Genomic DNA, 13,240 nt, shown 5'->3' with positions numbered 1-13,240 from the left:
CGACAATGCCGGGATGTCAAATACATTCCGGCATTGTCATTTCCCGGATTGAATTAAGATATCCATTACCATCGCATACCGCCGGCACAACGACATCACAGACATGTAATACCAAACAATAATTCAGTCGCCTAAGCCTTAAATACTTTATATATCACCGGAACTTATTCATACATGCCTTTAAAACGGATTATAGCATCCATAGGAACAGGTCATGTGTACCGGAAACGGATTATGGTATCCATAGGAACGGATTACACATATACCACAAAAATAAATTATGTATATTATCTCCCCATACCCCTATCTGCACCCAGTCAAAATACAACTGTAAAATAAAAGAAACACATATCATTATCAAGTGAAATAGAAAATAACAAAGATAAAATTATAAATTTACACATTTTTTAATTACTTTTGCCTCCAAATAATAAAATACCAACGTATTTACCTTATTAAAAACCTAATAATAATTAAATGAATAAACTATTTAAATTCGTGGGAATCATGTGCCTTGCACTTTTATTCCCTATTGCAGCAAACGCACAAGGTGATATAATCGCCGAGTGGAACTTTGAGAAAAACATTCCCGAAGGCATTTGTGACGCTACTAACTACGAAGGCAAAGTTGCCGACATTCCTTCCAACATCGACGGAATATCCATGCACGTTGACGCAACCAACGGCAAATTGAACTGTGTCGGCAGAAACAATGCCCAATTCAACAACGGAACAATCTTGCGTGTCCCGGTGAAAACAGCAAAAGACACGGTAACAGTAAAAGGTTATCCTGGATACATCAACTACACCATCGGCGGTGTGGCAGCAACGGAAGATATAACATCTCACAGAGCCACCTCTGCGGAAGCCGCGCAAGGATATGTGGAAATAATATCCACCGGCGGCAGTTATATCTACGGTGTGAAAGTGGTCCACGTGTCACTGATACAGGAAAAGATGCTTTACTCCACCAATTTCTCCGACTGGCAATCAGTAAAAGCATCAAAAAAGGAAACCACGGTCAACTTAAAGACAAAGTACAGCAAAGAGGATTTCGGAATATCTGTTTACAACACAGATGTCAATCCCAACGGGCAGAATGACAAATTCAATAACGGCCAGCCGCTCGGTTGGCTCATGGCGGCAAAAGCGGCTGATCCGTACATACGCACGTCGACATTCGCGTCGGTAAGCAGAGTACGTTATGTGCATGCTGCCACCGGCGGAAAGCGCGGGTGGAAACTTCTCGCCAAAGGTGACGGCGATGCCGATTGGGTCGTCGTTTCAGAATCCGTGGCCGAACCGGCCGCATGGTGCGAAGTGAATGCCAATGTGAACCGCACAAACGTGCAACTGAAATGGGAGAACCTCAACGCCAGCCAGAACGCTTATATGTTTGAACTGGACATCTTCGGCATGGTCGATTTGTCCAAAAGCCCTACTCTCGGCTCATTCAAAGTGAACGGTAATACATATCAGGCAGCGGACATATTCATGGAGCAGGCAGACGGAACAAACACCGCAACAATCGAGATTTCCAAAGCCGAGGCAATGATATCCGCCTCAAACCCCATCACAGAAATAGTCGCTGACAACGGAAATATCGAAAGCACGGAATACGCTCTTGCGGCAGACGGAAAGTCGTGTGTCGCCACAATCAGTATAAAGGCCGGCGAAGATGTGGCAATATACAAGGCAAATATCATCTTCAAGCCCGATTTCACTCTTACATATATTAACATCGACGGTAAGACAATCGGCACACAGACGATAGAAAAAGACGCCAAAATCACGGAATTCGCCTATGACGCAAAGGCAATCGAACCGTCAATGCAGGAAAACGACGTGTTCCGCGGATGGTTTGTAAGTGACAAAGGCGGTCGCAAATATACCACGGACGAGGTTATCACGGCAAACACAAAACTATATGCCGTAGTGACACAAAATGAAATAGTGAACAACGAGAATAGCCGCCTGTACTATAATCTCGGCGATCCGTTCTTCTATCCTGAAGACCACGAGGCATTCAACCTCATAGGTACAGGCAAATTCCATGACAACCAGCACGGATGGACGATAGACAAAGGCGATAAACTCGAACTGACCGTAGGCGGACACGCATACATCATAGTCGGCCTCTGCAGATATGGAAGCGAAAGCGACATTACCATCAGCGACAATACAGGCAAGGCACTGTGGTCGACAAAAGTTCCGGCAGGTAGCGACGGTGAGACGGCGGCATTCGAATACGACGGTGAGGCCGGCACACTCACGCTAACAGCCGACAACGGAATGTACATGCACAACCTTACCATCATCAATGACAAGAACCAAAGCATCACAAAGAACGAACAGGGATATTTCGTCGTAAAAGCCGGCGACGCGGATAATTTCCTTGCCACACTTGAAATAGCAAACGCGTCCGCAACCAACGACACACGTACATACGTATTCGTTCCAAATGGAACCTACGACCTCGGAGAGAAATGCCTGACCGCTATCAGCGGAAAGAATATCTCGCTCATCGGACAAGATATGGACAATACCATCATCGTAAACACGGCTCCGGTGGAGGGAATAGGCGTGTCCGCGACAATTCTCGTGACAGGCGAAAACACCTATCTGCAAGACATCACGCTTAAAAACGCTCTCGATTACTTTAACAGCAGCACTGCCGGACGTGCCGTTGCCCTGCAGGACAAGGGTAAACGCACAATCTGCAAGAACGTAAAACTGCTTTCATACCAGGATACGTATTACAGCAACGCCGTAAGCCAGTTCTATTGGGAAACAAGTGAGATACACGGCGTGGTAGACTATATCTGCGGTGGAGGTGACGTTTACTTCAACAAGTGTCTTCTCGTTAACGAGAGCCGCAGCAAAACACCGAAGAGCGGCGATGTCACGATAACGGCACCATATACAGACGCTGCCAACAAATTCGGATATGTGTTTGAGGGTTGTACCATAGAAAACCTCGCTGCCAAGTTCAACTTCGGACGTTCATGGGGAGGCGTTTCACGTCTTGCATTCCTCAACACCACACTCAACCAGCCAAGCGAGATTGCCAAGAGCCGTTTCACGACAGGCGGAATGAACGTTGCGGCAGACAAGTTTGTAGAGTATAACTCAACGGATAAGAACGGAAATGTTGTTTCTCCGGCAAGCAATGTACTCACATTCACCAAAGACAACAACAAGAAAACATACGAAACGATACTCACTGCCGCACAGGCTGCCGAGTATGCCATCGACAAAGTGTTCACAGACTGGACCCCGGCCGCTCTTGCCGGGCAAGTAACCATGAACCCCGTGACCATGGCCGCAACTACACTGACATGGGAAGCTGTTGACGGCGCAAAGGCATATGCCATATTTGCCGACGGTAAATTCGTCGCCATTGTCGACGGAACGGAGACTTCTTACAATCTGACAGAAAGCGCGACAATGGTTGAAGTACGCGCTGCCAATGAAATGGGAGGTTTCGGTAAAGCCGCAATTGCCGGCGACGGTAACGGCATCAACGAGATAAACGGCAATGCCAATGGTAAAGACGTGATATACAACATGCAGGGTATCCGCATTGACAAAGCCACAAAAGGCCTGTATATCATCAACGGAAAGAAAGTAATCAAATAAATATCAAACACGCCTTTTGCTCCGGTCATATTTCGAGAGCAAAGGGCGTGTTTGCTTTTTATCACATAAAATCTGTAATATCTATACCTATTCCCGTATTTATTGTAAAGCCCTTATAAAAAGAATTGATTAATTTTACGCGCAAAATAATATTCCAGTAATTTGAAAGCGGCCGTGAATAACAGCATACATGATTTGCGAAACAAAAGAAACCGTAAGGCAAAATCAAGACTAACGTAAAAATATAAGTATACCTATCGATAAAAGAAACCGCCAACCACCCACAAAAGAAAGACCTGTTAAACCAAAACCAAATATAATTTAATCGTAAATATCAAACAATGTATAATTTAAAACACTAATTTATGTCTGAACAACTGAAGAAAATTCGAACGACGCTGATCCTCGCCATGTTGCTGTTGGCAGGGGCCATATCGGCGCAGACAGTAAAAATCACCGTAAAAGACACCAACGGTGAGGCTGTCATCGGAGCCAGCGTACTTGAAAAAGGCACGCGCAACGGCGGTATTACCGATTTCAACGGTATCTGCAACATCAAAGTCTCCGGCAAAAATCCCGTTGTCATATCATACATCGGAATGAAGACAAAGACCGTAGACGTGAAGGGAAAGAGCTCTGTAAACGTCACTCTTGAAGACGATGCCACAACACTGAACGATGTGGTTGTCATCGGCTACGGTACCGTGAGAAAGAAAGACCTTACCGGCGCTGTATCATCTGTAAGCGCCAAGCAAATCGAGAACATACCCGTAAGCAATATCAGCGAGGCCATGACAGGTAAGATGGCCGGTGTGAACATCACAACAACCGAAGGCTCGCCAGATGCAGACGTAAAGATACGTGTGCGTGGGGGGGGGGTCGCTCTCGCAAGACAACTCACCGCTTTATATCGTTGACGGCTTCCCCGTATCAAGCATCGGAGATATTGCCCCGAGCGAGATACAGAGCATCGACATCTTGAAAGACGCTTCTTCAACAGCCATTTATGGTGCGCGTGGAGCGAACGGTGTAATCATCGTGACAACAAAAAGCGGCAAAGAAGGAAAAACCCAGGTCAGCTTCAACGGTTCTTTGGGCTGGAAAAAGATTACAAAGACAGTCCATACGCTCAATCCTTACGACTTCGCCATGTACCAGTGGGAAAACAACAACGGAGGCACTGCATACGGAAATTTCGAGGACTTGGAGATTTGGAAATCTGTTGAAGGCACCGACTATCAGGATATACTTTTCGGACGCACCGGTTTACAGAAACAATATAACGTAAGTGTGAACGGCGGTTCGAAAGACTTGAAGTTCAACATCGGTTTCTCCCACATTGACGAGGAGAGCATAATGCTTGGCTCCGGCTTCGCAAAAAACAATGTCAACGCCAAACTCAACGCCAAACTCAACAAGTGGATGACACTCGACTTCAACGCACGACTGGCTTTCACCAAGCTGGACGGACTGAGCGGAGGTGCCGATACCAATGAGACAAACGCGGCAAACAGCCTTGTTGCCAATTCCGTGAACTACGAACCCATCAGCCAGTTGAAAGCAAGTGATGACGATGACGAAGAGAACAGTACATCTACACGCCGTACTCCATTGCAACGTATCACATCCACATACAAATACCAGGAACGCCTGCAACAGAATTACAACGCCGGCTTGAACTGGAAACCATTCAAACACTTCACGTTCCGCAGCGAATTCGGATACAGCTGGAGACACAACAACACCGACCAGGCATGGGCCGCCGACGCCGTGACGAACAATAAGTTCAGCGGCCAGGGCGCGCAAGACGGAAGACCCCAGCTTATGTTCACACGCCTGGAGCAGAAAGAATGGCGCAACGCCAACACCGTGACATACGATCACAACAAACTTTTCAACGGCCATGTACATCTTAACGTGCTGTTGGGCCATGAAGTGAGCAGCGTGGAGAAAACAAGCACCACCAATTACTCTGTCAACTTCCCTGCTTCAATGACCATAAACGAAATCCTCGCCAACCCGTCAAACGGTACATCGCTGAAGAATGAGCGTGTAATCTCGGCCGATGAGAATCTCCTTTCATATTTCGGCCGTATCAACTTCACACTCGACGAGAAGTATCTTGCCACGTTCACACTCCGTGCCGACGGTTCAAGCAAATTCGGAAAAGACAACCGTTGGGGCGTATTCCCATCCCTGGCTTTGGCCTGGCGCGTATCTGACGAGAAGTTCCTGGAGAGTTCCTCATCATGGTTGTCAAACCTTAAACTCCGCCTCAGCTTCGGTACGGCAGGCAACAACCGCATCAACTCAGGCCTGCTCACACCGCTTTACTCATCGCCGAGCGGCAGCGGAACCAAATACCCGTACTTCGACGAGACTCTCGGAGACATGCTCGAGCACGGTTCCAACCTCTACAACCCCGACCTGAAATGGGAAACCACCATCACACGAAACATCGGTATCGACTACGGTTTCCTCAAAGGACGAATCAACGGTACCATCGATTTGTACTGGAACACTACCAAAGACCTGCTGATGCGCTCGGTAATACCTTCGAATACCGGTTACGAATACCAGTACCAGAACTTCGGCAAGACTTCAAACAAGGGCGTAGAGTTCACTATGAACGCCGTTCTTGTGGACAAAAAGAAGTTCGGCCTCAACTTCAACTTCAACATTGCATACAACAAGAACAAGATTGACGAGCTCGCGATGGACAACCCCTGGCAGAGTTCAAACTGGGGTGGAAGCACCATCGCCAAATACGAAGACTTCCGCCTTGAAGAGGGCGGACGCCTCGGAGAGGTCTGGGGCTACAAGACAAACGGCTTCTTCACTGTTTACGACCCTGTGAGCAACCCGAACGGACAGCTCGTCCTCAACGGAAACTCATGGGCACTGCGCGACGGTATCAAAGACAACAGCGCCTCTATAACCGGCGGAACCCTCAAACCCGGCGGTCTGAGACTTGAAGTCGACGAGAACGGTAATCCGATAAAGCAGCGCCTCGGAAACACAATCCCCACCACAACCGGCGGTTTCGGATTTGACGGTCGCTTCCATAACTTCGACTTCAACGTGTTCTTCAACTACTCACTCGGCAACAAGGTTATCAATGCCACGAAACTCGCGAACGCCGGTTTCTACAACACCCGCAGATACCAGAACATCGTCGACGATTTCAGCATGGGCAACCGCTATACCAACATCGACCCGGCCAACGGCGTAAACCTTGGCAACCCCACCAACGCCACACTGGCGATATATGGCGGTGCCGAAGGATTGATAGCCCGACTGAACGAGATAAACGCCGGAGCCACTATCTACAACCCGTCTACCGCAAGCCGGATGGAACTCACGGACTATGCTGTCGAAGACGCATCATTCCTCCGTCTGCAAAACGTTACGGTTGGCTACACCCTTCCCAAGAAGTGGGTTAAATCTATTTTCCTCACAAATGTACGCATCTATTTCACCGGTTACAACCTCCTCTGCATCACCGATTACAGCGGATACGACCCCGAAGTGGACACCAGCAGCAAGCGTAACCCGATGACTCCCGGTATCGACTATGCCGCCTATCCCAAGAGCCGTTCATTTGTTGGCGGTATAAACATCACATTTTAAATAAGAAGCAATAATTATGAAAAAGATATTTTCTATAATAGCATTGGCTGCCGGCATGGCGGGAATGTCTTCATGCTCCGACTTTCTCGATCAGAACTCCCCGTCTGAAATGACCGGTACGGCTGTATACAATAACACATACTACACAGGCCTCCGAGTGAACAAGCTCTACGGAGCGCTCGCGCAAGACCGCACTTACTCGCAGGACATCCCCATCAAATGGGGAACAAACAGTGACTGCGAGCTTGTAGACGGTCTCGGACAGAACGCCTACAACCAGACCCACTACCGCGGTGTTGGCAACTACAACGTGAACTCCGGTTTCAGTGCCCTCAACGGCTCATGGACCGCCTTGTACGGAATTATCGAAGACGCCAACCTCAATATCGAAGGCATCAGAAACAGCCCGCTCATGCGGAGCGAAGGCGAGAACAAGCGAGCCATGAGACGCTATCTCGGCGAGAGCCTCACGCTGCGCGCCATGGTTTATTTCGACATGCTGCGCTATTGGGGAGACATACCATTGAACCTCACCCCGGCAAAGCATGACCTGAGCAACGCTTATAAACCGAAGACCGACCGTGACATCATCATGGACACGCTTATGCTCAACCTCGAAGAAGCCATTGAGCTGTTACCGTGGGCGGGCGATGTCAGCGGCTACACGACAGAGCGCATGAACAAGGGATATGCCCACGCACTGCTCGCCCAGATAGCACTGACACGCGCCGGATACGCCATCCGCGAGAAGGCGAAAGACGGCTACGAGACCGCCGATTACACCGATGCCGTGTATCCCACGCAACGTCCCGGAGCAGCAGAGCGCAAGGCTCTGTATGAAAAAGCGCTGAAACATCTCACCGCCGTGATTACCGAAGGCCGCCACCAGCTCAACCCGTCGTTCGAAAACGAGTGGTATCTGCTCAACCAGCTGCAACTCGACCGGACCTATAAGGAGAATCTCTTTGAAATCCCTATGGGCGAGAACGCTACAGGAGAGCTAGGATATACCGTAGGCGTGCGCATGAACCAGCCCACCACCCTCTATGGCTACGGCAACTCATCGGGCGTGCTTAAAGTGACAGCTCCCCTGCTCTACTCTTACGACGAGAACGACACACGCCGCGACGTGACCGCTTCTTGCATGGAAATCCGCCAGAACAGCACAACCAACCTGACAGAAGAGCAGATGCTGAAAAACGCCCCCTTCGGTATGTATGTCGGCAAATGGGATCCGAGGAAAATGAGCCAGAAATGGCTTGAAAACAATAAGGCCGCGACAGGTAAGCACGCCACGGGCATCAACGTGGTGAAAATCCGCTACTCACAGGTGCTCCTTTACTATGCAGAGGTCATGAACGAACTGGCCGGCCCGGCCGGAAACTACACAGGAGATGCCGGTATCACCGCCCGCCAGGCTCTGGCGATGGTACACAACCGCGCCTTCAACAACGAGCATAAGGCCGACGCACAGCAATATATAGACAACATCCCGGCCAACAAGGACGCGCTCTTCAACGCCATCGTAGACGAGAACGCATGGGAATTTGCCGGCGAGGGTTACAGAAAGTTTGACCTCATCCGTTGGAATCTGCTCGTCGCCAAAATCCAGGAGTCCAAAGAAACGTACATGCGCCAACTCCAAGACGGCACATACCAGGAGACAGTATATTTCAACTACAAGGACGAGGCAAAGACACAGATAGACATGTCGAGCGTCACATGGCACGGACTGCCGGCCGACAAGACCCCAGCCGACTACGCCGGAAGTGCCGACTCATTCGGCAAGGCCGACCCGACATCAGGCAACGACACACAGGTAGACACCAACCTCCCGTCTATTTCGAGCGGACTCGTCGGTACAGACGTCACCGTCAAGAACCGTTACCTGATGCCTATCGGCGCTTCCACCATTTCCGCGTCAAACGGCATGTTGAGCAATTCTTACGGATATTCGAACTAAAAGGAAACATAACTTAAAGAATTTACGATGAAAAGAATAAACAATATATTAAGCATCGCTTTTGCCGGAGCATTGGGGCTCGGCATTACCGCCTGCACAGACGGAAACGACTGGGAGACTGACGGCTCGTTCAACCGACTGTTTGGAATAGACGGCAAGAACATCTCGGTGGAAGCCGAAGAGACACAGGCCACAGTCAGCTTCTCCACCATCCAAGGAGCCGAATACTATGTGATAGAGTTCAGCACCGACACTCTCTACGACGAGGTGGAGATGGGCGGCCCGAAAGCACTGGTCGTTGGAACGGACGGCAGCATCAAGAAGTCTCCCGTGACGGTGCAGGGACTTGCCGGCGACACCAAATACTACATGCGAATGAAAGCCATGGCTACCAACAAACCCGACTCCAAATGGGTATATTACAGAGAAGGCAAGACCTTCAGGACAAAGGCCGAGCAAATATTCAACGAGATTCCGGCCGAAGACCGCAGCGAAGACCGCATACGCCTGAGCTGGATGCCGAATGCCGACGTGACATCCATCACCGTGAGACAAGACGAAGAGCTGTTAGACTCCATCATACTCACAGACACGGACAAGGCTGCCGGCGAATACACCGTGACAAACCTCGCACCGTCGAGCACATACGTGTTCACTATCTTCAACGGCGAGGCTAAGCGCGGACAGCTCACCGCCAGCACGACGGCCGCCATGCCTGCCGCCGACTTCAAGTACATGCTCGAAGAGGGAGTAGACGTCATAACCACCACCCTGCTCCAAGAGATAGCCCGGATGGCACAGGAAGCAGCCGGCAGCACCGCCAGCTACAGTGCCACAATAGGTATTCCGGCCAACACCACGATAGACATCCACGGCGTGTCCGATACCGACGGCAGCGCGACAAGCATCAAGATTCCCGACGGAATGTCAGTGACATTCTTCGGACTTGCCGGAGGCGACGCTCCCGTCATCAACCTGTCCAAGTCTATCGGCCTGGACGGCAGCCACGCGTTCGTCCGCTTCGAGAACGTGAAGGTTACCAACGGAGGATGCGACTATCTCATCAACCAGTCTGCCGGGTGCACCGTGGGCACGCTCGAATTCAAGGATTTCATGATGACCGACATGCCCCGCTCTCTCGTGCGCCTGCAAGGCGATACACCGAAGACCATAGAGAACCTCGTGATAGACAACTCCATCATACACAACGAGGGAGACGGATATGCGCTGATGTACTTCAACAACGCCGCATATACGGTAAGAAACATCGCCATCAAGAACTCTACGCTCAGCACGATGAAGCACAACGTGATACAATGTCCCAACGCAACGGTAGAGAAGATAGACATTGCAGACTGCACATTCTACGACATCATCGGCAGCGGAAGGTATTTCATCGACGCACAAGGCTCAAGCGTGACGACAAATGTCACCAACACGATATTCGCGAAGACAAACAACGAGAAAGCGAAAGGCATCCGCACCGACGGAACTACCAATTTCTCTAACTCTTACATGACTTCCGACTTCGTGCTGGCAGGCAACAAGTTCACCACGGACATGACGTTCGAGGGCACGGCCGACGACCTGTTTACCGACCCCGCCAACGGCGACTTTACCCTCAAAGCATTCATCAGCGCAGGCGACCCGCGCTGGTATGCGGCCGAGTAAGCATAATTACAAACAATGACAATGAGGAGGGAACCGCCATGCAAGCCGGCTCCCTCCTCTTTTTTTATCCGAATGAAAAGTGCCTTGCCACTCTGTACCATGTTGGTTTCGTAATAAAAAAGTCACAAATTTAACACTTTCTTTTTTCGCGAAATAGAAAAACAACACGATACAGACGGCCATACACATCGCGATAGAATGTTCACGGATGTGCCATCATTTTCTATTTTTTTTGCAACGGGCATCCCGTTAGGTTGCATTTAGCGTCTCGTTGGAAGACAACGAGTATCCCGTTGTCTTCCAACGAGACGCTAAATGCAACCTAACGAGAGCCTTATTGCAAGAAACAGAAAAGCATATATCGCCAGTATCGTGCGCCAATAAGCATATAACATTGATACACAATATGTTACATAAAACGCATTAAAACTTGCGTATTTGCGACCGGCATATTTATATTTTAAAACGAGCGAGTTTTAAACAGCATTTTGTAAAAATTATTCCGAGCACCTGCTACGACTCTGACAATCATTGTATTAAAAATATTCAAATAATGGCCGCACGGCAACCGCCCTTCCAATATTTTTTATTACCTTTACAACAATTAATGATAATATCAATCTAACCTATTTACTTAAAATCATGAGAATAGATAAAAGCATCATCATGGGTGTAATGTCACTCATGCTCACAACGGCGGCAATGCCGGCCGGAGCGGCCGACACAAAGGAGAAACTGCCGGCTTTCCCCGGAGCAGAGGGTTTCGGACGCTACACCACGGGCGGCCGTGGAGGCACTGTGTATCACGTGACCACGCTCGAAGACACAGGCCAGGAAGGCTCGTTCCGTTGGGCATGCGGCAGAAGCGGAAAGCGCACGATTGTATTCGACGTGTCGGGAACGATATATCTCAAATCACAGCTCAAGCTGAACCGCGGCGATGTGACCATAGCCGGACAGACGGCACCGGGCGACGGCATCTGCATCGCCGACTATCCGTTTCAGATCAGTGCCGACAACGTCATCATCCGCTATCTCCGCTTCCGTGTAGGTAACCGCCACGTAGACCAGCACGAGGGTGACGGACTCGGCGGAATGGACAAGAAAAACATTATCGTAGACCACTGCTCGGTGAGTTGGAGCGTGGATGAGTGCCTGTCGCTCTACGGATGCCACAACACCACGGTGCAGTGGTGCATAGCGTCGCACAGCATGGTGAACTCCGGACACTCGAAAGGCGCCCACGGATACGGCGGCAACTGGGGAGGAAGCGGGGCTTCATATCACCACAACCTCATGATTCACCACACGTCACGCACTCCGCGCCTCGGACCGCGCCCCGGCACCCAGACAGACGAGCGCATGGACATGCGCAACAACGTGATATACAACTGGGCCGGCGAGGGATGCTACGGTGGCGAGGGTATGAACGTGAACATCGTAAACAACTACTACAAGCCTGGTCCCGGCACGGAGAGCCGCAACACCACCATACAACGACGGATAGCCAACATCGGCATACGCACATCATCGTATACCAAGCACGACACCGACAACCCCAACGAATGGGATATCATGTGGCGTGTGTGGGGAAAATTCTTTGTCGACGGCAACGTGAACCCCAAATACAGCGACGTGACGAAAGACAACTGGACATACGGCATATACAACCAGATCACGAACAGCAAGGTCGACAACACCTTCACACCGGTGACAAAGGACACGATGAGGATAAACACGCCCATAGACTTCGTCGCCGTTACGACACACACGGCCGAAGACGCTTACAGACGTGTTCTCGACTATGCGGGATGCAGCAAGAGCCGCGACTCATACGACAATACACTGGCCGCCGACGCCCGCAACGGCAAGGCGACATACACAGGCTCGGGACTTGGGAAAGGATTTGTCAACAGCCAGGACGACTGCGGAGGATGGCCAGTGCTCAACGGTACCGAAGCGCCTAAGGATAGCGACGGCGACGGAATACCTGATGAGTGGGAAACGGCAAACGGCCTGAACCCCAACGACAAGACCGACGGCGCAAAGACTGCAGACAACGGATATACAAACCTTGAGAACTATCTAAACAGTCTCGTGGCCGACATCACCGAAGCACAGAACGCCGGCGGAACAATCATGGGATATGTAATAAACGAAGACGGGTCTTTATCAACCGGAATAGACAGCGTGATAAAGGACGCGGACACCGTATACGACAACAGAGTATACACCCTCGACGGACGCATGGCGGGAACGGACATCGAGACGTTGCCAAAAGGTATATATATCATCAATAAAAGAAAAGTTGTCATCAAATAACATACCGGAGTACGA

4 protein-coding genes and 1 pseudogene are annotated in these 13,240 nt (G+C 50.1%); all 5 read left to right on the top strand.

Translation table 11 applies throughout. From position 1 onward, the window contains the following. Positions 1-477: 477 nt before the first annotated feature. The 5 genes and pseudogenes from MoGM_RS12210 (at position 478) to MoGM_RS12190 (ending at position 13,225) form a co-directional block, all read left to right on the top strand. Positions 478-3,639 (top strand): pectinesterase family protein, encoded by a 3,162-nt coding sequence (locus MoGM_RS12210; RefSeq protein ID WP_233210297.1) that lies wholly within the window; start codon positions 478-480, stop codon positions 3,637-3,639. A 365-nt stretch (positions 3,640-4,004) separates the two neighbouring features. Then, positions 4,005-7,269, top strand: a pseudogene (locus MoGM_RS12205) (SusC/RagA family TonB-linked outer membrane protein). A gap of 16 nt (positions 7,270-7,285) precedes the next feature. Next, positions 7,286-9,232: a RagB/SusD family nutrient uptake outer membrane protein gene (locus tag MoGM_RS12200; protein WP_104370326.1), complete on the top strand. Its 1,947-nt coding sequence runs from the start codon at positions 7,286-7,288 to the stop codon at positions 9,230-9,232. Positions 9,233-9,259: 27 nt separating this feature from the next. Next, complete coding sequence (locus tag MoGM_RS12195) at positions 9,260-10,903, top strand: DUF5123 domain-containing protein (RefSeq protein ID WP_104370325.1); 1,644 nt, start codon at positions 9,260-9,262, stop codon at positions 10,901-10,903. Between the two features lie 642 nt (positions 10,904-11,545). Beyond that, positions 11,546-13,225: a pectate lyase gene (locus tag MoGM_RS12190; protein ID WP_371410533.1), complete on the top strand. Its 1,680-nt coding sequence runs from the start codon at positions 11,546-11,548 to the stop codon at positions 13,223-13,225. Positions 13,226-13,240 lie beyond the last annotated feature (15 nt).

Source organism: Prevotella sp. MGM1 (assembly GCF_002933775.1).
Lineage (GTDB): Bacteria > Bacteroidota > Bacteroidia > Bacteroidales > Bacteroidaceae > Prevotella.
The sequence above is the reverse complement of the archived record's forward strand: the minus strand, read 5'-3'. Positions and strand labels throughout refer to the sequence as shown.

Bases quoted from the DNA above. Each gene is read 5' to 3' on its own strand.
- MoGM_RS12200 (WP_104370326.1), top strand. From the start codon at position 7,286: ATGAAAAAGATATTTTCTATAATAGCATTGGCTGCCGGCATGGCGGGA.
- MoGM_RS12195 (WP_104370325.1), top strand. From the start codon at position 9,260: ATGAAAAGAATAAACAATATATTAAGCATCGCTTTTGCCGGAGCATTG.
- MoGM_RS12210 (WP_233210297.1), top strand. From the start codon at position 478: ATGAATAAACTATTTAAATTCGTGGGAATCATGTGCCTTGCACTTTTA.
- MoGM_RS12190 (WP_371410533.1), top strand. From the start codon at position 11,546: ATGAGAATAGATAAAAGCATCATCATGGGTGTAATGTCACTCATGCTC.